The organism is Nocardiopsis sp. NPDC055879 (assembly GCF_053615935.1).
Window position 1 is genome coordinate 104,174 of record NZ_JBSHCT010000009.1, and the last position, 23,842, is coordinate 128,015.

At 70.4% G+C, this 23,842-nt stretch carries 19 protein-coding genes; 9 read left to right on the plus strand and 10 right to left on the minus strand.

Going from position 1 to position 23,842, the window contains the following annotated elements:
- Nucleotides 1–201: 201 nt before the first annotated feature.
- A complete protein-coding gene (locus tag ACWGKS_RS12600; protein WP_358511002.1) occupies nucleotides 202–807 on the plus strand; it encodes a M15 family metallopeptidase in 606 nt (201 codons plus the stop codon).
- Nucleotides 808–902: 95 nt separating this feature from the next.
- Here ACWGKS_RS12600 and ACWGKS_RS12605 read toward each other — a convergent pair whose 3' ends face one another.
- The 3 genes from ACWGKS_RS12605 to ACWGKS_RS12615 all read right to left on the minus strand — a co-directional run bounded on the left by ACWGKS_RS12605 (nucleotide 903) and on the right by ACWGKS_RS12615 (nucleotide 4,065).
- Nucleotides 903–2,735, minus strand: a complete 1,833-nt coding sequence (locus tag ACWGKS_RS12605; RefSeq protein WP_358510999.1) for a carbohydrate-binding module family 20 domain-containing protein — start codon at nucleotides 2,733–2,735, stop codon at nucleotides 903–905.
- Nucleotides 2,736–3,050: 315 nt separating this feature from the next.
- Nucleotides 3,051–3,389: a hypothetical protein gene (locus ACWGKS_RS12610; RefSeq protein WP_358510996.1), complete on the minus strand. Its 339-nt coding sequence runs from the start codon at nucleotides 3,387–3,389 to the stop codon at nucleotides 3,051–3,053.
- Nucleotides 3,390–3,480: 91 nt separating this feature from the next.
- Nucleotides 3,481–4,065 carry a hypothetical protein gene (locus ACWGKS_RS12615; RefSeq protein ID WP_358510993.1) on the minus strand — a complete coding sequence of 195 codons (585 nt, stop codon included), beginning with the start codon at nucleotides 4,063–4,065 and terminating at the stop codon, nucleotides 3,481–3,483.
- A gap of 353 nt (nucleotides 4,066–4,418) precedes the next feature.
- On the opposite strand from ACWGKS_RS12615, the gene ACWGKS_RS12620 reads away from it, so the two are divergent.
- The 4 genes from ACWGKS_RS12620 (at nucleotide 4,419) to ACWGKS_RS12635 (ending at nucleotide 10,876) form a co-directional block, all read left to right on the plus strand.
- Nucleotides 4,419–4,574: a hypothetical protein gene (locus tag ACWGKS_RS12620; protein ID WP_358510991.1), complete on the plus strand. Its 156-nt coding sequence runs from the start codon at nucleotides 4,419–4,421 to the stop codon at nucleotides 4,572–4,574.
- 23 nt (nucleotides 4,575–4,597) lie between these two features.
- Nucleotides 4,598–7,558, plus strand: coding sequence for an ATP-binding protein (locus ACWGKS_RS12625; protein WP_358510988.1), 2,961 nt, complete (start codon nucleotides 4,598–4,600; stop codon nucleotides 7,556–7,558).
- Nucleotides 7,559–7,733: 175 nt separating this feature from the next.
- The gene (locus tag ACWGKS_RS12630; protein WP_358510985.1) at nucleotides 7,734–7,880 is read left to right on the plus strand and encodes a hypothetical protein; all 147 of its coding nucleotides are present in this window, start codon (nucleotides 7,734–7,736) and stop codon (nucleotides 7,878–7,880) included.
- 32 nt (nucleotides 7,881–7,912) lie between these two features.
- Nucleotides 7,913–10,876: a helix-turn-helix transcriptional regulator gene (locus ACWGKS_RS12635; protein ID WP_358510983.1), complete on the plus strand. Its 2,964-nt coding sequence runs from the start codon at nucleotides 7,913–7,915 to the stop codon at nucleotides 10,874–10,876.
- Here the strand turns inward: ACWGKS_RS12635 and ACWGKS_RS12640 are convergent.
- Complete coding sequence (locus ACWGKS_RS12640; protein WP_358510980.1) at nucleotides 10,873–11,457, minus strand: TetR/AcrR family transcriptional regulator; 585 nt, start codon at nucleotides 11,455–11,457, stop codon at nucleotides 10,873–10,875. The two genes, ACWGKS_RS12635 and ACWGKS_RS12640, sit on opposite strands and share 4 nt — an antisense overlap.
- A 128-nt stretch (nucleotides 11,458–11,585) precedes the next feature.
- Between ACWGKS_RS12640 and ACWGKS_RS12645 the strand changes: the two genes are divergently transcribed.
- Both ACWGKS_RS12645 and ACWGKS_RS12650 read left to right on the plus strand, forming a co-directional pair.
- Nucleotides 11,586–12,197, plus strand: a complete 612-nt coding sequence (locus ACWGKS_RS12645; RefSeq protein WP_358510977.1) for a dihydrofolate reductase family protein — start codon at nucleotides 11,586–11,588, stop codon at nucleotides 12,195–12,197.
- 243 nt (nucleotides 12,198–12,440) lie between these two features.
- A complete protein-coding gene (locus tag ACWGKS_RS12650) occupies nucleotides 12,441–13,802 on the plus strand; it encodes a glutamine synthetase family protein (RefSeq protein WP_358510974.1) in 1,362 nt (453 codons plus the stop codon).
- Nucleotides 13,803–13,872: 70 nt separating this feature from the next.
- Here ACWGKS_RS12650 and ACWGKS_RS12655 read toward each other — a convergent pair whose 3' ends face one another.
- From ACWGKS_RS12655 to ACWGKS_RS12665, 3 genes are all read right to left on the minus strand, one after another.
- Nucleotides 13,873–16,743, minus strand: a complete 2,871-nt coding sequence (locus ACWGKS_RS12655) for an ATP-binding protein (RefSeq protein WP_358510971.1) — start codon at nucleotides 16,741–16,743, stop codon at nucleotides 13,873–13,875.
- 92 nt (nucleotides 16,744–16,835) lie between these two features.
- Complete coding sequence (locus ACWGKS_RS12660; protein ID WP_358510968.1) at nucleotides 16,836–17,084, minus strand: DUF397 domain-containing protein; 249 nt, start codon at nucleotides 17,082–17,084, stop codon at nucleotides 16,836–16,838.
- Nucleotides 17,077–17,946, minus strand: coding sequence for a Scr1 family TA system antitoxin-like transcriptional regulator (locus ACWGKS_RS12665; RefSeq protein ID WP_358510966.1), 870 nt, complete (start codon nucleotides 17,944–17,946; stop codon nucleotides 17,077–17,079). The genes ACWGKS_RS12660 and ACWGKS_RS12665 overlap by 8 nt, the downstream gene beginning before the upstream one ends.
- On the opposite strand from ACWGKS_RS12665, the gene ACWGKS_RS12670 reads away from it, so the two are divergent.
- Together ACWGKS_RS12670 and ACWGKS_RS12675 are read left to right on the plus strand one after the other, a co-directional pair.
- On the plus strand, nucleotides 17,945–18,295 hold the full coding sequence (locus ACWGKS_RS12670; RefSeq protein WP_358510963.1) for a hypothetical protein: 351 nt from the start codon (nucleotides 17,945–17,947) through the stop codon (nucleotides 18,293–18,295). The genes ACWGKS_RS12665 and ACWGKS_RS12670 overlap by 2 nt on opposite strands.
- Before the next feature lie 159 nt (nucleotides 18,296–18,454).
- Nucleotides 18,455–18,907 (plus strand): hypothetical protein, encoded by a 453-nt coding sequence (locus tag ACWGKS_RS12675; RefSeq protein ID WP_358510960.1) that lies wholly within the window; start codon nucleotides 18,455–18,457, stop codon nucleotides 18,905–18,907.
- A gap of 22 nt (nucleotides 18,908–18,929) precedes the next feature.
- Here the strand turns inward: ACWGKS_RS12675 and ACWGKS_RS12680 are convergent, their stop codons facing one another.
- The 3 genes from ACWGKS_RS12680 to ACWGKS_RS12690 all read right to left on the minus strand — a co-directional run bounded on the left by ACWGKS_RS12680 (nucleotide 18,930) and on the right by ACWGKS_RS12690 (nucleotide 23,801).
- Nucleotides 18,930–21,902, minus strand: coding sequence for a helix-turn-helix transcriptional regulator (locus ACWGKS_RS12680; RefSeq protein ID WP_358510957.1), 2,973 nt, complete (start codon nucleotides 21,900–21,902; stop codon nucleotides 18,930–18,932).
- A gap of 121 nt (nucleotides 21,903–22,023) precedes the next feature.
- Complete coding sequence (locus ACWGKS_RS12685; RefSeq protein WP_358510954.1) at nucleotides 22,024–23,229, minus strand: globin domain-containing protein; 1,206 nt, start codon at nucleotides 23,227–23,229, stop codon at nucleotides 22,024–22,026.
- Nucleotides 23,230–23,354: 125 nt separating this feature from the next.
- Nucleotides 23,355–23,801, minus strand: coding sequence for an RrF2 family transcriptional regulator (locus ACWGKS_RS12690; RefSeq protein ID WP_358510951.1), 447 nt, complete (start codon nucleotides 23,799–23,801; stop codon nucleotides 23,355–23,357).
- Nucleotides 23,802–23,842 lie beyond the last annotated feature (41 nt).

The window sequence follows — 23,842 nt, forward strand, 5'->3', positions numbered from 1 at the left end:
TGGTCCTCCCCTGTTCGGCCGGACCGCTCGGTCGTGCCGGGTCGGGGCACGGGCACGGTGGTCGAGTCGCGGAGCCTCAGTGTAGGTGGGGGCCGTGTTGCGAAAACGTTGGCTCGGCGGCCGACATCCGCGCAACATCCCTCGTGGTGGTCTGCCCCTCGGTGCCGAGCGCGGGGCTCGGGCCCGGAGGAGGGATTTTCCATGCGCCGTGCACGTTTTCGACCGGCTGTTCTCCTCTCCGCCGCGCTGGTGATGTCTGCTCTGGCGGGCTGCGCGGCGGCGGGCGCGAACGGCGGTGGCGCGTCCGAGGAGGGCAATGATCGGGGGTGGACCTCGGAACTTCCGGTGACCCGATTCAGCCCACTGGGCGAGGAGGACGGGTTTGTCGCCGAGGGCGAGGCCCTGGACCCGTCCGAGGAGGTGCCCGCCCTGGCCGGACTCGACTCGGAGCTGCTGGCGGCCGTGCGCGAGGCCGCCGACGCCGCTCTGCGGGAGGACGGGATCGAGGTGTTGGTGACGAGCGGGTGGCGTAGTGAGCGCTACCAGCGGTTCCTGCTGGACTCCGCGGTCGAGGTGTACGGGAGTGAGGAGGAGGCTGCCGCATGGGTGGCCCTTCCCGAGGAGTCCTCGCACGTGACCGGCGAGGCCGTGGACATCGGCCGCACGGACGCGGCCTACTGGTTCGCCCGGCACGGTTCGCGGTTCGGGCTGTGTCAGACCTACGACAACGAGGTCTGGCACTACGAACTCACCGTGGAGCCCGGCGGCACCTGCCCCTCGCCCTTGACGGACGCGTCCGCGGGCTGAGCCAGGGGAAAGGGCACCCTCGCGCCGCGGGGGCGCGGCGCGAGGGTGCCCGGGCTCGGGTCAGGGGGCGATGGCGAGGCGTCGGTACCGAGGGATCAGAGTCGGCCCCAGGTCACGGACGTGGCCGGGCCGACGCGGTTGTCCCCGGGTTCCCAGTCGGCGCTGCCGTCGGGACCGACCTTGACGAGCTTCCACTCGGTGTCGGCCTCGATGGTGGCGTCGCCGGTCCATTGGGGGTAGGTGTCGGCGTCGGTGCTCAGCGCCACGCCATCGGCGGGTTCCCAGGAACCGAGTTCGGGCGTGGAGCCGACCACGTGCACCTCCTGGCCGGGTTCGGTCTCGACCGTGGCGGTGATGGTGTCCGGGTCACCGGGCTCGCCGGGGTCTCCCGGGTCGCCGCCACCCTCGCAGTCCTCGACGCACTCGCCGCCCACGTGCAGCGCCAGGGCGCCCTCGGCGGGGACGGTCGCGGTGACCTCTCCACCGGAGACCGTGGCACCGCCGGAACCGGCGACGTTGTCGTACTCACCGTCGGGCAGGGAGGTGGCGGCGGTCAGCGACCAGCTCTCACCGGAGGCGTTGAAGGCGGCGAAACCCACGTCGCCGCGGTCGAAGGCCACCCGCGAGGAACCGTCCGTGGCGCGTTCGATCAGTTCGGCGCCGTCCACCGCGTTGCGGAAGGCGACCATGCCGCCGACGGTCTCGTCACGGTGCTCGCAGATCCACTCCGCCGAGGCACAGTCGCTGTCCGCGGTGATCCAACCGGCCGGGTTCCCTTCGACCTCGCCGACGCTGGGCGGGCCCGCGGCCTCGTTGCCCTGGAAGTCGTAGCTCGACATCACCACGGGGGTTCCGTAGGAGTGGGCGAGCATGAAGGCGGTCGCGAGGTAGTAGCGGTCGCCGTCCACGTGGGTCAGGGCGGGTTCGTACCGCTGGGTGTCGTGGTTGTCGATGAAGACCACGGCCTCCTCGGAGGTGAGTCCGCCGTGGTCGGGCATCGAGGTCAGGTTCGCGATGTCGCCGTTGGCGAAGCTGTGGGCGATGTCGCGCTGGTAGTCGAAGTTGGTGACCTGTCCGTAGGGCGTGTAGGCGGTGTAGGGGACCGTCGCGTCGCCGATGACCTCGTGGTAGACGTGCGGGGCGCCGCCGAAGCCGGGCACCTCGTTCAGGGAGCCGATGATGGCGCCCATGTCCTCCTCGGGGACGTGCTTGGAGGCGTCCACGCGAAAGCCCCCGACACCCATGTCGACCAGTCCGTTGAGGTAGCGCGCGATCTGGGCGCGTACGTGCTCCGAACCCGTGTCCAGGTCGGACAGGCCCAGGAGCTGGCAGTTCTGCACCTCGGACTTGTCGTTCCAGTTCTCGATGGTGTCGTAGCAGGGGGCGAAGTCGCCATAGGAGTAGGAGGCCTCGCCGTCGCCGAACAGGTCGGGGTACTCGTACTGTTCCCATTCGGTGCCCGCGCTGCCGGGCAGGTCGACCTCGGCGGGGCCGGTCATGTGGTTGATGACGGCGTCGACGTAGATGCGAACGCCGTTGTCGGCACAGGTGCCGACCATGTTCTCGAACTCCTCGGCGGTGCCGCGCCGGGTGTTCTCGATGCTGTAGGACACCGGCTGGTAGTCCTGCCACCAGGGATAGTCGCCGCCCTCGGAGGAGGGGACGACCACGTGTTCCTGGGGTGGGGACACCTGCACGCCGCCATAGCCGTTGGGGCCGAGGAAGTCGGCGCATTCGGCGGCGACGGAGTCCCAGTTCCACTGGAACAGGTGGACGATGGTGTCGCCCGTGCCCTCGGCGGCGGGGGTCACGTCGGAGACGGGGGCCGCGTCGGGTGCTTCCTGGGAGATCGCGGGTCCGGAAGCCGCTAGCAGGCCGGCTCCCAGCACCACGGCACCTGCGAGGGCGCCGAGTCGGGACGTTCTCATGTGCGCTCCTTGGGGGAGGTTCCGCGATGGGGCCACACTGCCCCATCGCCAATCTCTTGCATATCCTGCAAGAATTTGCGTAGGAGTGACGAACGTAACACGCAGTCTTGCCCTTGTGAACCGGTGTTTTTCGGTCGCAGCACGGCTCCCTACCACTGACCTCGCCGAAAGCTCTTGCAAGTTTTCCGAAAGGCAGCGTCGGGGTGAACCGGGAACGGACACGAAAAAGCCGGTGGCGGGTCGGTGCACTCCGACCCGCCACCGGCGGAACGACCCCTCACGGGCGGGGTCGGGGGCGCCCCGCGCCCCCATGCCTCACCAGAAGACCGCCACGCCGATGTTGACGATGGCGAGCACCCCGGCGATGATCGCCAGGTTCTTGGCGGGCTTGCGGAGGTTGAGGACACCGACCACCACCACGGCGAGGGAGATGACGAGCTTGACGCCGATCTTCATGTGGTCGATGTCGCCGAGGTCGGCCATCTCGGCGACCCCCACCAGGAGCAGCCCGGTGACGAACTGGAGCAGGGAGCTGTGCAGCAGAACCTTGGTGGCCTTGACGTTGTCGGTCATCAGCTGCATCAGGAAACCGGCGATGATGCCGGCCAGGCCGAGCATGTGCAGGAAGACGAGCGCGGAGTAGAGAAAGTCCATGTCGACAGACTACTACGCGACGTAGTTCTCGCCTCCGCCTTCATGACACCCTGACGTAACAATCGGACCACCGGCTCGGTGAGGTCAACGCTCAGCCGTACCGCCGGGTTCCCCATCGGCGCCACTGTCGCCACAGCAGCCAGACCATCAGCATCAGGACCCCCACCCCCACCGCGCGCACCACCGCCTCACGGTCGATCGCCGCCCCCACCTTGGACAGCACCGTGGGTTCGGCGACCAGGAGCGTGTCGCTGGCGCAGGCCGAGGGTTCGTCGTCCCGTTCCAGCAGCAGGCACGCCGTGCTCACCACGCGCGCCTCCCCCGACGTTTCCTCCGGCACCCGGACCCGCACGGTGAACTCGGACTCTCCACCCACCGGGACGTCGACTCGCCAGTTGGCGACGCCCTCCTCCAACACCCCGCCCTGACCGACCTCGACCACCTCCAGGGGCTCGGGCACGTGCTGGGCGAGCAGGCCCCCCACCACCTCTTCACCGCCGTCGTTGGCGATCGTCGCCCGGTAGACGAACTCCTCCCCCGCCGGCGGCGGCTCGGGCGCCCCGGACAGAGCCAGTCCGACGAGCTCCGCCTCGGCCCCGGCCCCTCCCTCACCACCGGCGGAGGCCGGGGCGGTCAAAAGCGCCACGGCGGCGACCCCGGCGACGGCGCCGACCATCGCCCGCCCGGCCCCTCTCGTTCGACCACGTCCACGAACACCCTCGAAAACGGCCACATCCATCCCACGTCTCCCCGGTCTCACTGTTTCGCGCTGTGTGACACCTCAAGACAACTACGGGTACTCGTTCGATTACGTTACGTGACACACCCTCGTCGCCGCACACCACCGCCTCACCACCCGAAGTGCCCTCTTAGGTCCGGGAACGGCCTCTTGGTCGCGTGGCCTCGACGTCCACCGGGCGAAGGGCGCGCAAGATACGGATCCCTCCCGATGCGCGGGCCGTCCTCTTAGATCGAAGCTGGAACCCGAGGCGGCCGAGAGTCGACCGCCGAGGAGAGGAGGCAAGCCCCATGTTCCAGATCGAGACCCTGCGGAACTACGTCGACCGCCCCGGACCGAAGGTGATGTTGGAGCACCTTCAGGTCCGGGAGGTCCTGCGGGAGCGGCGCCGCCTCCGTTCGGCCCGCCGGGCCGAACGCCGATCCCGTCGTTCCACCGGCACCTGACCCACCTTCGTGGTGGGGACATAATGACCGACATGCCCCTGCTGCCCGCGACCACCACACACCTCGTCGGCCGCTCCGAGGAACTCCGCGCCCTGTCCGCCCACACCGGCCACTGCCGAACCCGGACCTCGGCGACGGTGATGATCGGCGGCGACGCCGGCGTGGGCAAGACCCGCCTGGTCACCGAGTTCGCGGCCACCCTGCCGGCCGGGACCGTGTTCGCGGGCGGCTGCCTGGAACTGGGCGTGGACGGCCTGGCCTACGCCCCGTTCACCACGCTGCTGCGTCAGGTGTTGCGGGAACGGGGCCGCGGTGTCTTCGAGCTCGCCGCCGACGGCGGGGTGGGCGAGCTCGCCCGGATCCTGCCCGAACTGGGGACGATCCCCACCGAGCGTCCCGAGTCCCGTGGCGTGCTCTTCGACCAGGTGCTGACGCTGATCCGATCACTGGCCGAGGATGCGGGGCCGACCGGGGATGGAGGCCTGACCCTGCTCCTGGAGGACCTGCACTGGGCCGACGGCGCCACCCGTGACCTGCTGGTCTTCCTGGTCCGGGCGCTGGACCGGCCCGGGGTCCAGATCGTCGCCACCCACCGGTTCGTCGAACTGGACGGCGCGCACCCGCTGCGCCTGCTACTGCCCGAGCTGGAACGTCTGCCCGAGGTGACCCGCCTGGACCTGGCCCCGCTCACCCGGGAGGAGGTCGCACGCCAAGCGCACGCCCTCACCGGCGACGCCCTGGACGCCCGGGGACTGGACGAGTTGTACCGGCGCAGCGACGGCATCCCCCTGTACGTGGAGGCGCTGGCCGGTGACGACGAGGCGTCCTCCCCGGTCCCCGAACACTTCCGCGACCTGTTGCTGGCGCCCGTGCGCCGGCTGCCCGCTCCCTGGGCCCGGGTACTGCGCGCCGCCTCGGTCGGCGCGCTCTCCGGGGAGGTGGGCCATGAACCACTGTTGCGGGTGACCGACCTGTCCGAGGAGAGCCTGGAGGAGGCCCTCCAAGGGCTCGTGGACGCCCGGCTCCTACGGATCAGCGGGGACGGCTATCGCTTCCGGCACGCCCTGCTGCGCGAAGCGGTCCACGATTCGCTGCTGCCGGGCGCGCGTTCGAGACTGCACCTGCGCTTCGCCCGGGACCTGGACGAACACAGCGACGCGGTGCCGGGCGAGCGCCGCGCCGCCGAGCAGGCCCACCACTACCAGGCCGCGAACGAACTGCCCCTGGCCCTGGCCGCGGCCTGGAACGCGGCGGTGCGCGCCGGGGAGGTCCTGGCCTTCGGCGAGCAGTCGGCCGTGCTGGAGCGGGTGCTCGCCCTGTGGGACCGGGTGCCCGAGGCGCGCGAGGCGGTCGGTGGCCGTTCCCTGGCCCGGGTGCGCGCCGACGCCGCGCTGGCCGCGTTGCAGAGCGGAGGGCCCGAACGCGCTTGGGAACTGTGCGACGCGGCGCTGCCCGACGTACCCGAGGGCCCCGACGACCATGACCTGGCCCTGCGCTCACTGCTGCTGCGCTGTCGTGGGCAGGCCCGGACCCAGTGCGTGGCCGAGGGTGCGGAGGCCGACCTGGCCGAAGCGCTGCGACTCCATCCGCCGCACATGCCCGGGTACGGACGCACCCTCTCGATCGTGGCGCGCGAGAGCATGTTCCGCCCACGGGAGACCCTCGGGCTGGGGCTGTCGGCGGTGTCGTTGTCCGAGCGCGCCCTGGAGGTGGCCCGGCGGGACGGGGACCGCTCCGCGGAGGCGGCGGCACTGGTCTCGCTCGGCTCGGTGTACATGAGTCGCGGTCGCGGTGAGGAGGGACGGCCCCTGTTGGAGCGGTCCGTGCGGTTGGGCCGTGAGATCGGCGACCCGGCGATGGAGGCGCGCGCCAGCGGGAACCTCGCCCACTACCTGCGCGAGCAGGGACGCACCGAGGAGGCTCTGGAGTTGCTGGAACGTTCCCTGCGGTACCAGCACGAGCGGGGTTCGGCGAGCCTGCACAACGGCTTCACCCTCCAGAACCGGGCGGAGGTGTTCTACGACACCGGCCGTCTACGGCGGGCCAGGGAGGTGATCGAGGAAGCCGCCCCGCGCGCTTCCACCCCGATGCACAGGGTCTTCCTGACGAGCCTGCTGGCCCGGACCCTGGTCGCGCTGGACGAGACCGCCGCGGCCCGTGCCGCGCTCGGACACGAGGACCTGGCCAGGGCCCGGGAGAGCCTGGAGCGTCTGGGTCGGGTGTCGGTGCTGAGTGTGGAACGCCTGGACCAGGCCCAACTGGTGGTCGCCGCCCACCTGGACGTGTACCTGGCCGAGGAGGACCTGTCGGCCGCCCGCACCGAGGCCGACGAGGCGCTGCGCCGGCTGGAGTTCCCCGACTCCCCCGGGTTCGGATGGGCGCTGCTGTCCCTCGTGGCCGAGACGGCCCGTCGCGGACGCGAGCCCGAAGCGGTCGAACGGACCACGCGCGCGGTTGAGCGGATGCCGGTGCACGGCCCGGTCCAGACGGCGTCGCGGGCCGATTGTCGGGCCCGACTGGTCGAGGCCGCGCGAGGACCCGCGGCGGCCGTCGAGGAATGGGGGCGGGCGGTGTCGGCCTGGGAGGCCGTCCCGATGCCGCTGCACCAGGGGTGGGCCCGGTTGCGGCGGTCCGAGTCCCTCGCCGTGGCCGGTGATCGCGCCGCGGCCACCGATCCCGTCCGGCGGGTACGGGAGAGTGCCCGCGCGTGCGGGGCGGTCGCGTTGGAACGGGCCGCCGACGACTTGGCCCGACGCCTCGGCCTCTCCCCCACCACGCCGGTGCCCGGTTCGGCGGGGTTGACGGCCCGGGAGACGGAGGTGCTGCGACTGCTCGCCGAGGGCGCCACCAACGCCCGGATCGCCGAGTCGCTGTTCATCTCGCCCAAGACCGCCAGCGTGCACGTGTCCAACATCCTCACCAAGTTGAACGTGCCCAACCGGGCCACCGCCGGCGCCCGCGCCCGCGATCTGGGCCTGGCCTGAGACCACCGCCGGAAGGGCTCAGGGGGCGTCCCGCACGTCTTAGCCGAGCGGGCGCCGGGGCCGTGTCCCCACGAGGGAAAGCGGGAGTTCTCCCCATGTGGCGGCGGGTGTCTTAGCGACATCGTCGTAGATGTGCCGAACACGTCCGGCACCGCACGACACACAGGGGACGGACATGACCTACGACGACCTGCGCACCGCCAACGCCCACGCCATGCGGGACGAGCGCCTCCAGCAGGCCGAGCGGATGCGAGAGCTCCGCCGGCTGCGGGCCGAGACACGCGCCCGACGCCGCGAGGAGCGTCGGGCCCGCGGCGAATAACGGGCGGAGAAATGTCCCGGGCACAAAGCATAATGAGCGGTATGCCCCTGCTTTCCGATACCAGTCCCGTCTTCGTCGGTCGCCGTGACCAGCTCCGGCTTCTCACCGACCAGGCCGACCGGGTGCGCTCCGGAACACCGGAGATGCTCCTGGTCGGCGGGGACGCCGGGGTGGGCAAGACCCGCCTGGTGAACGAGTTCACCGCCACCCGGCCGGCGGGAACGGTGTTCACCGGTGCCTGCCTGCAACTGGGCATCGACGGACTCTCCTACGCCCCCTTCACCGCGGTGCTCCGCCAGATACTGCGCGAGTGCGGCCGGGCACCGTTCGAGGAGGCCGCCCCCAGTGGGCTGGGAGAGTTCGCCCGGCTCCTGCCGGAGCTGGGCCCCGTCCCCGAGGAGCGTCGGGAGAACCGGGGCATCCTCTTCGAACAACTACTGCGCCTGTTCACCCTGTTGGCCGGGGACGAGGGCGCCACCGTGGTGCTGGAGGACCTGCACTGGGCCGACGGCGCCACGCGTGACCTGCTGGTCTTCCTGATCCGCAACCTGGATCGGCCCGGGATCCAGATCGTCGCCACCTTCCGCAGCGACGACCTGCACCGCGCGCACCCGCTGCGCCGGCTGCTGCCCGAGCTGGAACGTCTGCCCGGGGTGGGTCGGATCCAGTTGGAGCCGCTCTCCCGCGAGGAGGTGGCCGCCCAGACCCGGGCGATCCGGGGCGAGGACCTCACCCCCGCGGAACTGGACTCGCTGTACCGGCGCAGCGAGGGGGTGCCCCTCTTCGTGGAGGCACTGGCCACCGCCGATACCTGTCCGACCGACGAGGACCCCGACCTGCCCGACCACTTCCGCGACCTTTTGTTGGAGCCGCTGAACCGGTTCGACGACACCGCGTGGGCCGTGCTGCGCGCGGCGGCGGTGGGAGCGGTGAGCGGCACCGTCGAACACGAAGTGCTGTACCACGCGGTCGGGTTGCCCGAACGTGAGTTGGAGGCCGCCCTGCGCACCTTGGTGGACGCCAACGTGCTGCGGGCCGGGCAGACCGGATACCGCTTCCGGCACGCGCTGCTGCGCGACGCCGTACACGGGGAGATCCTGCCCGGACCGCACGCCCGGCTGCACCTGCGCTTCGCCCAGCTCATCGACGAGTATCCCCACACCGTCCCCGCCGACCGACGCGCCGCCGAGGAGGCCCACCACTACCAGGCCGCGCACGACCTGCCCAGGGCTCTACAGGCCGCCTGGTGGGCGGCGATCCGCGCCGGTGAGACGCTCGCCTTCAACGAGGAACTGGCCATGCTGGAACGGGTATTGGACCTGTGGGACCAGGTACCCGATGCCGCCGAACGTGCCCAGGGCCACACCCGTGCCCAGGTGGTGAGTCGTGCGGCCGGGGCGGCGCTGGACGCCGGTCGACACAAGCGTGCGTTGGAGCTGGTGCAGGAGGCTCTGATCGAACTGCCCGAGGAGCCCACCGACGACGAGACGCGCACGGTACGAGCCGTGTTGTTGCGCAAGCGCGGCCAGGCGCGCTCTTCGGACATGAGCGACCACGGCCTGTTCGATCTGGTGCGGGCGCTCGAAACACACCCGCCGCACATGCCGGGGTACGCGCAGCTGCTGGCCGCCCTGGCCCGAGAGATGGTGCTGCTGCGCAAGGACCGTGCGGACACCCCGCAACGACGTCTTCTGGAGGAGTTGGCCCGAGCGGGAAGTCTCCCACGCGTACTCGCCGAACGCGCCATCGAGGTGGCCGACCGCGACGACACGGCCGATCGCTGCGGTGGGGTGGAGGCGCGCATCCTCCTGAGCGACCTGCTCCTGGAAGCGGGCGACGTGGAACGAGGTCGGCCCTTCATGGAGGAGATGGTCCGGGAGAGCGAGCAGATGGCCAACCCGGTGCTCGAAGCGCGTGGCACCGCCAACCTCGGTCACTACCTGCGAGAGCTGGGCCACCACGAGGAGGGACTCCGGGTGTTGGAGGACTCCCTGGAGCGTCACGAACGGATGGGGTGGGCATCGGCCCACAGTGCGTTCAACCACCAGAACCAGACCGAGATCCGGTTCGAGATGGGGGACCTGGCTCGGGCGCGCGAGCTGGCCGAACGTGCCGCCGCCACCTCCCCCACCCGATCCAAACTGCACTACATCCAGACGGTGCTGGCCCGGATCGCGGTCGTCCAGGGAGACCTGGACGCGGCCCGGCGGGCCGCCGGGCCCCTGGGCGATCGGAGTCTGCTCGGCCTGCATCGGATGAACCTTCTGCAGCTACGGTCCCTGGCCGCCCTGGAGACCGCGCTGGCCGAGGAGGAGGTCGCGGAAGCCCTGGCCCTGTCCCGCACCCTCATGGAGCGAGTGGTCCTGGAGGAGAGCGCCGGCTACACGTGGCCGCTGCTGGCGGTGATGGCCGAGGCGGCCCGGCGGGGAGCGGCTCCGGAAGTGTCGTCCCAGGTGGCCGACCTCGCCGCACGCACGTCGATCACGGGTTCGGTCATGCCCGCCTACGCGGCGTCCGTCGCCGCGCTGACGGCGCAGGTCGAGGGGGAGGACACCACCGACCTGTGGAAGAGCGCCGTGGTGGCGTGGGAGGCGGTCCCGATGCCGCTGCACCTGGCCCGGGCCCGGCTGCGTGAGGCCGAAGTGGTGGCCGCGGGCGACCGCGACCTGGCGGTGCGCCGGGTCCGGCAGGTGTACGAGACCGCGGTCGAGTGCGGGGCCGTGCCGCTGTCCCGCGCCGCGGAGGGGCTGGCGCGCAGACTCGGCGCCGGGGTGACCGAGCGGGCGGCCCCACCGGTGGCGCCGGCGGGGCTGACCGCACGCGAGAGCGAGGTGCTGCGGTTGCTCGCCGAGGGCGCCACCAACGCCCGGATCGCCGAGCGGCTGTTCATCTCGCCCAAGACCGCCAGCGTCCACGTGTCCAACATCCTCACCAAGCTGGACGTGCCCAACCGCGCCACCGCCGGCGCCCGTGCCCGGGGGTTGGGCCTGGCCTAGTTCCCGCCGTCGAGGACGAGGCCGTCGACCACCAGGGTGACCAGCCGGTCCAGGTCGCCCTCGGGGGCGAGCACCCCGGGCAGGGTCAGGTACTCGGTGACCAACCGGTTCAGGGCCAGGTAGAGCACGAGGACGGTGTCGCGACCGCCCGGCATCGCCGCCTCCTCGTGGAAGGCGAAGTTGGCCTCCAGGTCGGCGCGCACGCGAGCGGTCATGTCCGCGCGCAGTTCCGGGCGGCGGGTGGCCTCCAGTTGGAGTTCCAGGGTGGCCAGGTAGACGTGGGGGTCGGCGGCCAGGCGCCTGACCGTGGCGCGCATGACCTCGGCGAGTTTGGCCCGGTCGCGGGCACCGACCAACACGTTGTCCCACTCGTCCTGTTCGGGCATGAAGCGCTCGTAGGTGCGCGCGCCGGTCTGGGCGAGCAGGTCGCCGCGGTCGGTGAAGTAGTTGGAGGCGGTTCCGGTGGGGACGCCCGCCCGGGTGTCGACGGCGCGGAAGGTGAGCCCGCGCGCGCCCTCTTCGGCGAGTGTCTCGATGGCGGCGTCCAGTAGCGCGGCGCGCCGCTCCGGGTTCCTGACCACGGCTTTCTCCCTTGTTCCGAGGTTTTCGGAAAAACCTCTTGGCAAACCACTACATGCGAAGTACTTTACTTGAAGTACTTCAACCATAGTGGTCAAGAGGCCACGGGAGTACCCCTACGAGGAGACACATGCGAAAGCTCACCTACTTCGTCGCGGTCTCGCTGGACGGCTACGTCTGCGCGCCCGATGGTTCCTTCGACTTCTTCCCCGGTGGCGACGACGACGGCAGCGGGGAACTGGGGGACAACGGCGAGTTCCACGTGAACGAGTACCCGGAACTGCTCCCCACCGTGGCACGGAACCATCTCGGACTGGACGTGCCCAACAAGCACTTCGACACCATGCTCCAGGGCCGGGGTTCCTACCAGATCGCCTTGGACCAGGGACTGACCAGCCCTTACGGGCACATGCGCGAGTACGTCTACTCGCGCACCCTGCCCACCGACGTCGACCCGAACGTGACCGTGGTGGCCACCGACCCGCGCCGGCACGTGCGCGAACTCAAGAAGGAGGACGGCGACCTGGGCATCTGCACGGTCGGCGGCCCCTCCATCGCCGGACTCCTGCTACCGGAGATCGACGAGATGGTGATCAAGCGCTATCCGGTCGTGGCCGGGGCGGGCAAGTCCTTCTTCGAGGGCGCCGCCTTCGACCCCGCGGTCTTCGAACGGGTGGAGAGCACCGTCTTCGACGACGGCGCCGACTACACCCGGTTCCGCCGACGCTCCGGCGCGAGGTGACCGCGGACGGGTCCGTCACCCGGCCGGGTGACGGACCGCATGTTCGCGGCCGAGGGTGGCCCGAACCCCCGCCGTGAGCGGTCATAATGCGTGTGCGGACGACCGTCCGGGTACCGCCGCGAGCGAGCGGAAATACCCCCGAAATATCCGCACGGCACACTGGGTGCCGGGACATCGTGTCCGGCTCGGCTCCGCGATCGACGGACCGGGACGGGGACCGACCGGCTTCGAGGAAGGTTGATCGTGAATCGACAGCAGGAATTCGTGCTCCGCACGTTGGAGGAGCGCGACATCCGGTTCGTGAGGCTGTGGTTCACCGACGTGCTCGGGTACCTCAAGTCCGTGGCGGTGGCGCCCGCCGAACTGGAGGCGGCCTTCTCCGAGGGCATCGGGTTCGACGGTTCTGCCATCGAGGGGTTCGCCCGGGTCTACGAGGCCGACATGCTCGCCCAACCCGACCCCACCACCTTCCAGGTCCTGCCCTGGCGCAACGAACCGCACGGCACCGCGCGCATGTACTGCGACATCCTCATGCCCGACGGCTCACCCTCCCCCGCCGACCCTCGGCACGTGCTCAAGCGTCAGCTCAGCAAGGCCTCCGACCTCGGGTTCACGTTCTACACGCACCCCGAGATCGAGTTCTACCTGCTGAAGAAGTTCCCCGAGCACGGGGAGTTCCCCGAGCCGAACGACTCGGGCGGCTATTTCGACCACACCCCGCACAACAGCGCGCACGACTTTCGCCGTAACGCCATCAACATGCTGGAGGCCATGGGCATCTCCGTGGAGTACAGCCACCACGAGGGCGGGCCCGGCCAGCAGGAGATCGACCTGCGCTACGCGGACGCGCTGACCACCGCCGACAACATCATGACCTTCCGGCTCGTGATGAAGGAGGTAGCGATGGAGCAGGGCGTGTACGCCACGTTCATGCCCAAGCCCTTCACCCAGTACCCGGGGTCGGGCATGCACACCCACCTGTCGCTGTTCGAGGGCGACCGCAACGCCTTCTACGAGCCGGGCGCGGAGTACCAGCTGTCGAAGGTGGGGCGCGGGTTCATAGCGGGGCTGCTGCGGCACGCCGACGAGATCACCGCCGTCACCAACCAGTGGGTGAACTCCTACAAGCGGCTGTGGGACGACCCGGCCGCGTCGGCCGGCATGGGCGGCGAGGCTCCCGCCTACATCTGCTGGGGGCACAACAACCGGTCGGCACTGGTGCGGGTGCCGATGTACAAGCCGGGCAAGTCCAACTCCAGCCGGATCGAGATCCGTTCCCTGGACAGCTCCACCAACCCCTACCTGGCCTACGCGGTGATCCTGGCCGCCGGACTCAAGGGCATCGAGGAGGGGTACGAGCTGCCCCCGGGCGCCGAGGACGACGTGTGGGCGTTGACCGACGCCGAGCGTCGGGCGGTGGGCATCCGTCCGCTGCCGCAGAGCCTGGACGAGGCGCTGCGTCTGATGGAGAACAGCGAGCTGGTCGCCGAGACGCTGGGCGAGCACGTGTTCGACTTCTTCCTGCGCAACAAGACCTCGGAGTGGAACTCCTACCGCCGCCAGGTCACACCGTACGAGCTCCAGCGGTACCTGCCCACCCTCTGAGCCGGCATGGCGAACACCGAGGCCCGTCCACGGGGGACGGGCCTCGCCTCTGCTACCAGGGCCCACCGAGTCAGGTCAGACCCAGTTCGCGGGCCCTGGCGACGGCGGCGGTGCGGTTGTTCACCTCCAACTTGGCCATCAGGTTGGTGACGTGCACGCTCACCGTCTTGGCGGAGATGAACAGCGCCTCGCCCACCTCTCGGTTGGACAACCCCTTGGCGACCTGGGTCAGGACCTCGGCCTCGCGGGGGGTCAATCCGGCCGGCGGCGTGGCGGAGGTGGGGACGGCCTCGGCCAGGGCCGCGCTCATCCCGGCCACGTCGCCGTAGCCCACCGCCGGCCCCAGCCGACCGCGCAGTTGCCTGACACTGTCCAGCATCCCTGAGGCCCGTTCCCGATCGCCCAGGGCGAGCAGCGCCCAGAAGGTCCCGGTCCAGGCGTCGATCCGGATGACCACGCTCGCCCTCTCGGCGAGGGGCAACGCTCGTTCCCAGTGCACCAGCGCCTCGGTGGGATCCTCCGCGAGCCACCCGAGCGCTATCTGCCGGTTGAGCACGCCCGCCGGTGAGTTCGGCCAGTCCTCGCGTTCCAGTGTCCTACGAAGCAACACGGCGAGTTCCTCGGTGAGCCCGGCGTCCCCGGGCTCACCACGGCGCCGTAGCCGGAACACCAGCTCCGCCCAGGCATGCAGACCCGAAAAGCTGAACCGGATCTGCCCGATCAACCCGATATCCCTCTCCCCCTCGAAGGCCAGACGGGCGGCTTCGGCCAGTCGACCGCCCGGACCGTACATGAGCAGCCACAACCGCGAGTAGTAGTGGACCATGTACTCGGTCGCCGAACCACGGTCCCGTGGGTGGAGGCGTGCGAACTCGTCCAGGGCCCTGCCCGCGGCGGCCCAATCCCCCTGGATCAGGTGGAGCTGGCTCGCGACCCCCTGTCGACGCGTGGCGGTGAGGTCCTCGCCCACGGTGTGGGTCTCCAATAGCCTCCAGGCCTCCTCCAGGCGCCCCAGGGCGGCCAGGTAGATGGCGATCCCGTTGGCGTAACCACCGCCTTGACTGCGCAGGATCCCCAGTTCGGCACACCGGTCCAGGGCTCGCCATCCCATTTCCAGCGCCTCTTCGTACTCCAAGCGCAGCGCCAGGTTGCTCGCCATGTTGTTGAGCCCCCGAAGTTCCACCTGGACCTCACCCAGTTCCCTGCCGATACGAATGCCCTCGCGCAACAGTTCGAGGGCCTCGTCCGAGCCGGTGACGTCCAGCAGAGAACCCAGAGTGACCAGGGCGTCGGCCTCACTCGCCCGGTCCCCCACACGACGGGCCAGGTCGATGGCGCCCCGGGCGGCCTTCTCCGCCTCGGCTCCGTTCCCCTGGAGCATCAGGACCGAGGCGGTCGCGGCACCGATCGACGCCTGTTCGAAGTGCCCCTTGGGCAGCAGCCCGGCGGCGGCCCGCATGTCGTCCAAAGCGGCGAGGCGACCCAGGTCCTTGTAGGCGCGGGCGCGGGCCACGAGCAGACGGGCCTCCGTTTCGGGTTCGATGGTGGGATCGAGCTCGGCCAACCCGTCCGTGGCGTGGTCGACCGAACGTCGCAGGTCACCGGCGACCTGGGCGGCCAGGCACACCCGCAACAGCAGGGCGCCGCGGTCCAGGTCGAGCCGAGCGGCGGCGTCGGGCACCAGTTCCCACAGCTCCAGCACTCGTTCGAGGAGTTCGAGGTGTTCGGGGTGCGCCGTGGCGGCCAAGGCCCCTTGCGCCGCCTCCCACGCCGCGGCCAGGGCGCGCGGGTGATCGTGGGCGGCGTAGGCGTGATGCGCGAGTTGGGCGACCGTCTCCGCACGGGGCAACCCTGGGACATCGGTGTCGAGCACCTCCGCGTAGCGACGGTGGGCGCGTACCCGCTGGCCGGGCAACAGGTCGGCCTTGACCGCCTCGGCGAGCAGGGCGTGCCGGAACACGTAACCGGTCTCGGTGGCCCGTAGGACCTGGGCGTCCACCGCGTGGCGCAGCGCCTCGTCCAACTCGTCCTCCTCGACCCCGGAACGTTCGGCCACCTCGGCGAGCAGCGCGTGGTCGACCCGGTCCCCGGCGACCGACGCCAGTCCCAGGACCCTGCGGGCGGTCTCCGGCAGGGGTTCCACCCGGCGCATCAGGAGGTCGCGCGGCCCCTCGGGAACCCCGCCGTCGCCGGCCGTGCCGACGAAGGACTCGACGAACAGCGGGTTGCCGCCGCTGCGGTCGTGCAGCAGGTCCAGGTCGGTCTCGGTGAGGGCGGTCCCCGCCAGCGCGGCGGCCTGCCGGCCCACCTCCGGGCGGGTGAGGGGGGCCAGGTCCATCCGGGTGACCCGGGGGAGCCGTTCCAGTTCCGGCAGGAGGGGCCGAAGCGGGTGGGTGCGGTGCAGGTCGTCGGTACGCACCGACACCACCAGGTGCACCGGGGCCGTGTGCAGGTTGCGCAGCAGGAAGACCAACAGGTCGCGGGTGGAGGCGTCCGACCAGTGCAGGTCCTCCACCACCAGGGCGAGTCCCTCGGGGCGGGCCCGTTCCTCCAGGAAGGTCAGCACCGCCTCGAACAGACGGGCCCGGCCGTTGTCCCCGGCATCCGGTCCGATGTCCTCACCCAGACCGGGGAGCAAACGCGTGAGCTGTGATCCGGTCTCTGGGACGCCGTCCTCGGCGCGCAGTAGGTGACGTAGCAGGGCGGTGAAGGGGGCGTAGGCGATGCCCTCGGTGCCCAACTCCAGGCATGCCCCGAGCGCGGTCCGCCCCATGGGTGTGCGGTCCAGGTACTCGGCCAGCAGCCGGGACTTGCCGATCCCGGCGTCCCCGCACAGCAGGGTGGCCCGAGACTCCCCCTCCAGCGCCCGGCGGGCATCGGTGCGGAGGCGATCGAGATGGGGCTCGCGGCCCACGAGGACGGAGTGCGCTGAGGGGGACATAGTGGTCAGTATGCCCGGCGCGAGGTCGCTTCGGTGTCCCTCAGACCAGGCCCAGTTCCCTGCCCCGGGCCGGGTACTCCGGGGGGGCTGGGTCAGCCGATCAGGGCGGAGAGCAGGCGCTCGGCGTCGAACTCCCCGTCCTTGACACCCTCCACGAAGGCATCCCACTCAGCGCGGGTGAAGACCAACGGAGCGGCATCGGGGTTCTTGGAATCACGGACCACGAAGACCTCGCCCTCAGCGCTCTTGTTCTCCACAACAACCTCGTGACCGGGAGCGACAGCGACCTCAACACACTGCCCCCCGTTCTGGGAGTACGTCGACCTTAGCCAGTCACTCATCACTGATCTCCTTCAATCTGCGAAGGGTGTCGTCTACGGGGAGGGCACTACCCAGAGCGGTGCGTGCGAGGTCTTGCAACCGCTGAATACCACGGGCTTCGTTCACCACGATACTCCCGTTCGTATGCTCCGAAGTCGCCACCCGAGAGCCGTCCCTCAGCTTGTAGATCTGGAAGGGCGACGTCACACCGGCAAGGATGCTGCCGGCCGGAACCATGTTGACCCTTACCCGGTCGGTCGAAACGAGGTCCAGCAGGTGAGCCGCCTGTTCTTTCCTCGCAGTAGCCGGCACTCCCGCAAGTCCCGCCTCAGGGAAGGTCGCGAACACTCTCAGCCCGGGATCCAGACGGGACAGCTGCGAGCAACGGATTTTCACCAGTTCATCGATGACACCCATCGGGTCGGATGGCCTGCCCTCCGCCAAGGCATAACGCGCGTACAGCGGCGACTCCAGAATCGCGGGAACCAACACGGGTGTGACGACCTCGATCGTCACAGCCTGTCGAGATAGCTGATCATCATCACGTAACCATGGAGGTGCACCCGAAGTCTGTGTCACGTCCCGAAGGACCCGAAGTAGACCACCCCGCGCCCCCAGGAGTTCGTCCAGTTTCTTCGCAGTTTCCTCATCTGGTGTCGTTCGACCATTTTCCCAGTTAGAAGCTGCCGAAGGCACGTAGCCGACATGGCCGGCGACCTGCGCCTGCGTGAGACCGTTCTGTTTGCGCAAACGACGAAGCTCTCTTTGAAAGTCATTCACATGACACAGGATCACACACTGGCAACACGAGCGAGGAGTGTCTAACGAGAAACATTGCCATGACCTAGGCGACAAAAGTCGTCGGGCTGAGGCTGGGGTCATGGACGTTTTTGGACAGCGGCAGACGCGGACCACCCGAAACACTCAGAGCCAGAACACCGACCCTCGGGCCGAGGCCCTGCACGCCTTCCGGGAGATGCGGGGGCTGACCTTCACCGTGGAGTGGCGACGCTTCCCCTGGACCCACGGCCCTGACCTCGAACGCGCCCTGGTCGGCCCCGCCTACCTGGGCAACGTCGCCCTCGGGTTGAAGGACCACAGCCACTGGGGCTACCAGTCCCGGGACGGCCGCACCTGGCGTTACATCCCCCGGACTCAGATCCGCCGACTGGTGCACGAGGTGGTCGAGGAGTTCGCCGGGTTCGCCCCGCCCCTACCCCGCAGGCCCTGACCCCTGACCGGAACACCCCACTGACCCAAGAAACACCAGCGCCCCGCCCCCGCCACACCGGGGCCCGCCCCGCACGGACACGCGGGGTCCTGACAACCGAAGCGGCCCGGCGGTGCTGTAACACCCCGGGCCCGGACAACGCCACTAAGGAGCGCTGTCATGACGTACGTTACCGCCGCCCTGTGCACCCTGGTGCGCCTGCTCCGTCCCTGCGGCGGGCTGCACGCCGACCCCTCCGGCTACCTGCGCACCCTGGCCGCCGAATACCGGCGCCGATCCCGCCGGGTCCGCCGCTACACCCTGCCCGAGCACACCTCCGCCCGTCCGGCAGCCACCGCACAGGCCCCGGACCAGTTCGGCCCGTTCATCCCCCGCCCCCGCCGCCCCGTCGACCTCCAGCGCCCGACTCCGCTCCCGGCCTCTTCCCGGACCATGTACTCGACCTCGGACACGCCCTGGGCACTGTTGCCGACCCTCCGTCTCTCCCACGGCCATGCGCACGCGTTGGAACCCTCCACCGCGACTGCCCGAGACGACCTCGTGCGCACCTACTACCGCGTCCACGAGCAGCACGTCCGCGCCCTCCGAACCCGTACCGGCCACACCGCCTGACCTCTCCTGCCCCGGCCCGCACTCACAGCAGGCCCAGTTCCCGGCCCTTGGCGGCGGCGGCCGTGCGGTTGGACACCTCCAACTTGGTCATCAGGTTGGTGACGTGCACGCTCACGGTCTTGGCGGAGATGAACAGCGCCCGGCCGATCTCCCGGTTACTGGAACCCTTGGCCACCTCGACCAGGACCTCCAGTTCCCGCCGGGTCAGCCCCATCGGGGTGGCCGCCCGGGCCGGGGTGGGACCCCCGGTGAGGGCAGCGGGTTCGGGTGCCGCCCCGGTCGCGGGACGTTCACCCGGTCCGGGCAGGGCGTGGCGGGCGCGCAGACGCAGCGCTTCACGCTCGAACAGGACCATTCCGTGTTCGACCGCGAGGGTGTGCAGGGCCTCCAGGTGCCGGATCGCTGCGGCCCGGTCCTCGGCTCGCAGGGCGGCGCGGACGGCGCCCAGGTGGTACTCGGCGGTGGAAACGACCAGCCCGGTGGGGGCGAGTTCGCTCAGGGCCCGTTCGAACAGGCGAAGGGAAGCGACGGCGTCGTGGCTGCGCCAGGCGCGCGCGGCCAGGTCGGCGGCCGGGGCGTCGGAGTGGATCACGTCGGGCGGGAGGGTGTCCAGGGCCTCCTCGATCCGCATGGCCAGCCGCTTGGGTTCCTCTTCGGGTTCGTCTCTGAGCAGGGCGGCGACGGCGGCGTGCCAGGGCAGGATGGAGCGGTACAGGCCCTGGGTGTTGGAGAGGACTCCGCGCTCGCCGAGGGCCTTGGTGAGCATGGTCAGGGAGATCCGCCCGGCGTCCTCCAGACGCCCCTCGTACAGGGCGATCTGTTGCAGGACCATGTGCACCGGCAGGTGTTCCAACGGGGAGCTGTCGGGTTCGGGCAACAGCCGGCGGAAGTGGCCGGTGGCGGCGCGCACGGCGTCCGGTCGCCAGCGGTACAGGTCCAGGTGCATGCGCAGGACCAGGGCGCGGGCCCGGGTGATCGAGGTGTCGTCGATCCCGTCCAGGAGGTCTTCGGCTTCGTCGAACCGGCCCTGGTTGAAACGGGTGACGGCCAGCCCGTAGGTGAAGACGCCGCCCTTGGTACGGGTCAGACCCAGCTCCCGGCAGCGGCGCAGCCCTTCCAGGGCCACCTCGGCGCTCGCCTCCAGCCGTCCATGGTTCTTGAGGACCCCGCCGAGGTTGGTGAGTCCTCGGATCTCGGCCTGGATGCCACCTGCTTCGCGGGCGATGCGGATGCCGTTGCCCAGTACGTTCAGCCCGCTGCCGCTCTCCTTGTCCTCCAACAGGGAACCCAGGGTGATGAGCGCGTCGGCCTCGCTGCGCCGATCGCCCAGCTCGCGGGCGATGGGAAGGGCGCGACGGGCGCCGAACTCGGCGTGCTGGTGATGGCCGCGCACCATGAGGGTGGCGGCGAAGGTGGCGAGGATCGCGGCACCCTCGGGGTGATCATCGGGCAACAGCGTGGAGGCGTCGGCCAGCTCCTCCAGTGCCCCGTCCAGACCCATCTCCTTGAGGGCGAGGGCACGGGCGTGACGCAGCAGCGCGATGCGTTCGGCCTCGGCCGGCGGGTCCTCCTCGACACTCTTCCCGTACAGACCGCCGACCCCGAGTTCGGTCAGACCGTCGTCGGCGTAGTCGATGGCACGACGGACCGATCCGGCGACCAGGCACACCTGGGCGGCGCGGACCAGGACGTCCACGCGTTGCAGCCCGGTGCGCTCACCGGCGTCGGGAACCTGCTCCCACAGTTCCAGGACCCGTTCGAGCAGGGCCAGCTGTTCGGGGTAGGCGTCGACGGCGGCGACCTGGTCGGCGGCGCTCCACGCCGTCTCCAGGGCCAGGGGCTGATCGTGCGCGGCGTGGGCGTGGTGGGCGAGCTGGACCGCCCGTTCGCGTTCGGACACGCGGGGCACGCCGCGCCGAAGCGCCTCGGCGTAGCGACGGTGGGCGCGCACTCGTTCACCGGGCAGCAGGTCGGCGTGGACGGCCTCGGCGAGCAGGGCGTGCCGGAACACGTAGCCGTCCTCGGTGGTGCGCAGGACCTTGGCGTCGATGGCCGGGCGCAGCGCGTCCTCCAGCTCCTCTTCGGTGATCCCGGCGCGACGGGCCACGGCGGCCAACAGGGTGTGCGCGACCCGACTCCCGGCGGTGGCGACCAGGCCGAGAACGTGACGGGTGGGTTCGGGGAGGGACTCGATCGAGGCCAGGAGCAGGTCGCGGGGACCGTCGGGAAGCGCCGCCCCGGCCGGGTCGTGGCCGTTCAGCAGGGACTCGACGAACAGGGGGTTGCCGCCGCTGCGTTCCCAGAGCAGGTCCAGGTCGGCGGGGTCTAGGCCGGCTCCGCGCAGCGCGGTGGCCTGTGCGTCGACCTCCTCACGGGAGAGAGGTTCCACGTCCAGGCGGCGGACCCCGGACAAGCGCTGTAGCTCGGGCAGCAGCCGGCGCAGTGGGTGGGCGCGGTGCAGGTCGTCGGTGCGCACGCTCACCAGCAGGTGGACGGGGGTGGGTCCGAGGTTGCGCAACAGGAAGACCAACAGGTCACGGGTGGAGGCGTCGGCCCAGTGCAGGTCCTCCAGGACGAGGGTGAGCCCGTCGGGGCGGGCTCGTTCCTCCAGGAACGTCAGGACCGACTCGAACAGGCGGGCCCTGCCCTCGTCGGTTCCGCCGCCCGACCCACCGAGTTCGGGGAGCAACCGACCGAGGTCGACGACGGGGTCGGTGGTGGGCCCACCGGAGCGCAGGAGTTCGCGCAGCAGGGTGGTGAAGGGGGCGAAGGGGAGGCCGTCGGAGCCGACTTCGAGACAGCCTCCGACGGCGACGCGGGTCTCCGGGAGGCCGCGCAGGTGTTCTTCCAGCAGGCGGGTCTTGCCGACTCCGGCCTCGCCGCAGACCAGGGCGGTGCGGGCGCCCTCCCGCCGGGTACGACGCCCGTCCTCGGTCAGGGCGGACAGCTGGGCGTGGCGCCCGACGAACACGGTGGGGGGATCGTGAAGCCGCATGGTGTCGAGTATGTCCGGTCGGGCCGTCCCCTTGCACCCGGTTTCGCCCGAGGCCGGGGGTTTCGGCTACCGGCAGAGGTGGCGAAGGCGCGTGTCCGGGGACACGCGCCCACCGCACCGGTCAGTTCTGGCCGAGCCAGAGGTCGGGACCGAACACCTCGTAGTGCACCCGGCGCGCGGACACTCCACCGTCCAACAGCCCGGCGCGGACCCCGCGCATGAACGGCAGCGGGCCGCACAGGTAGGCCTCGGCCCCCTCGGGGACCTCGATCGGGCCCAGGTCCATGGTGCCGGAACGTACCGTGACGTCCGTGCTCTCGCCCGCGTCGGTGTGGTCCTGTTCGTACCAGATGTGGGCGGTGGCGCCGGGCAGCCGCTCGATCAGCTCGTTGAGCTCCTCGCGGTGGGCGTGGTCGGCGGGAGTGCGGTCGGCGTGCAGGACGACCACCCGACGGTCGGCGGCGTGTTCGACCAGGTGACGGAGCATGGCCGCCATCGGGGTGCAGCCGATGCCGGCCGACACCAGGACCAGGGGGTGGTCGCCGTCGGAGAGGGTGACGTCGCCGGCCGGGGTGGAGACCATGAGGGTGTCGCCGGGGGCGGCGGTGCCGTGCAGGAGGGTGGAGACCTCGCCGGCGGGGTTCCACTCCCCCGCGCGCAGGCGCTTGACGGTGATCAGTCTGCGGCTGCCGTCCCAACCGGAGACGGAGTACTGGCGCGCCTGGTGGACGCCGTCGGGCATCCGGGCCCGCACGCTCACGTACTGGCCGGGCCGGAAGTCGGGGGCGGGGGCGCCGTCACCGGGCTCCAGGGTGAGGGTGACCGCGTCGGCGGTCTGTTCGCGGCGTTCGGTCACCTTCCAGGGGCGCCATACGTCGCGGCCGCCGGACTGTTGGTATAGGCCCGCCTCCATGGCGATGAGGGCGCCTGCCATGAGCCAGTACACCTCGTCCCATGCGGCGACGACCTCGGGAGTGGCCGCGTCATCGAGAACGTGCGCGATGGCGCCGAAGAGGTACCTGTGCACGATCACGTACTGGTCCTCGGTGATGCCGAGGGAGACGTGCTTGTGCGCGATGCGGGACAGGAGGGCGTCGGGGCGCTCGTCCGGATTCTCCAACAGCATCGTGGCGAAGGCGGCGATCGACCCGGCCAGGGCCTTGCGCTGTTCGCCGCTGGCCTGGTTGCCGCGGTTGAACAGCCCGTCGAGGAGCTCCGGGCGTTCGCCGAGCATCGTGTCGTAGAACCGGGCGGTGATGTCGTCGAGGGCTCCGGCGACGGCGGGGATCGTGGCGCGGACCGTGGCCGCGGACTCGTTGGAGAGCACGCTTCCTCCTGAGCCGGGACCGAGTCCCAGCATCGATAATTGGTATCTGAAATGCATATTAAACGCGTGAATCAGACACCCATCACCGGGGTCCGGTTAAGAATAAGACCAGGTCAGAGCGGCTTTTAGACCGTTGAACCATCCTCGCGCAGCAAAGTGAGCGTCTGTCGTGTGGGCGAGCTCACCAGGGACTCCACGGACACCCCGTCCAAGGAGACGTAGAAGGCCTCACGCGCCTGCCACAACGCCACGCGCAGCCGGCAGGCGGCGCGCAGCGGGCAGGGTGGATCATCCTCGCAACCGGCCAGGTCGCCCGGATCCTCCAGCTCACGGACGATCGCGCCCACCGAGGAGCGCCGGCCGGCATCGGTGAGCCGCAACCCGCCACCGCGTCCGCGTCGGGCCTCGACCAGGCCCATCTCCGACATGCGCGCCACGGCCTTGGCCATGTGCGTGTAGGGCACGTGCAACATGCCCGCGACGTCACGTGTGGTCAGGAGTTCACCCTCCCGGGCGACGGCGAGCCGCATGACCAGGCGCAGGGAGACGTCGGTGAAGGCGGTCAGACGCATGTCGCCCATGGTAGGTCGTGTGCGGTGACCTTGCTCGGATC

Bases quoted from the DNA above. Each gene is read 5' to 3' on its own strand.
- ACWGKS_RS12600 (WP_358511002.1), top strand. From the start codon at position 202: ATGCGCCGTGCACGTTTTCGACCGGCTGTTCTCCTCTCCGCCGCGCTG.
- ACWGKS_RS12605 (WP_358510999.1), bottom strand. From the start codon at position 2,735: ATGAGAACGTCCCGACTCGGCGCCCTCGCAGGTGCCGTGGTGCTGGGA.
- ACWGKS_RS12610 (WP_358510996.1), bottom strand. From the start codon at position 3,389: ATGGACTTTCTCTACTCCGCGCTCGTCTTCCTGCACATGCTCGGCCTG.
- ACWGKS_RS12615 (WP_358510993.1), bottom strand. From the start codon at position 4,065: ATGGTCGGCGCCGTCGCCGGGGTCGCCGCCGTGGCGCTTTTGACCGCC.
- ACWGKS_RS12620 (WP_358510991.1), top strand. From the start codon at position 4,419: ATGTTCCAGATCGAGACCCTGCGGAACTACGTCGACCGCCCCGGACCG.
- ACWGKS_RS12625 (WP_358510988.1), top strand. From the start codon at position 4,598: ATGACCGACATGCCCCTGCTGCCCGCGACCACCACACACCTCGTCGGC.
- ACWGKS_RS12630 (WP_358510985.1), top strand. From the start codon at position 7,734: ATGACCTACGACGACCTGCGCACCGCCAACGCCCACGCCATGCGGGAC.
- ACWGKS_RS12635 (WP_358510983.1), top strand. From the start codon at position 7,913: ATGAGCGGTATGCCCCTGCTTTCCGATACCAGTCCCGTCTTCGTCGGT.
- ACWGKS_RS12645 (WP_358510977.1), top strand. From the start codon at position 11,586: ATGCGAAAGCTCACCTACTTCGTCGCGGTCTCGCTGGACGGCTACGTC.
- ACWGKS_RS12655 (WP_358510971.1), bottom strand. From the start codon at position 16,743: ATGTCCCCCTCAGCGCACTCCGTCCTCGTGGGCCGCGAGCCCCATCTC.
- ACWGKS_RS12660 (WP_358510968.1), bottom strand. From the start codon at position 17,084: ATGAGTGACTGGCTAAGGTCGACGTACTCCCAGAACGGGGGGCAGTGT.
- ACWGKS_RS12670 (WP_358510963.1), top strand. From the start codon at position 17,945: ATGGACGTTTTTGGACAGCGGCAGACGCGGACCACCCGAAACACTCAG.
- ACWGKS_RS12665 (WP_358510966.1), bottom strand. From the start codon at position 17,946: ATGACCCCAGCCTCAGCCCGACGACTTTTGTCGCCTAGGTCATGGCAA.
- ACWGKS_RS12675 (WP_358510960.1), top strand. From the start codon at position 18,455: ATGACGTACGTTACCGCCGCCCTGTGCACCCTGGTGCGCCTGCTCCGT.
- ACWGKS_RS12680 (WP_358510957.1), bottom strand. From the start codon at position 21,902: ATGCGGCTTCACGATCCCCCCACCGTGTTCGTCGGGCGCCACGCCCAG.
- ACWGKS_RS12690 (WP_358510951.1), bottom strand. From the start codon at position 23,801: ATGCGTCTGACCGCCTTCACCGACGTCTCCCTGCGCCTGGTCATGCGG.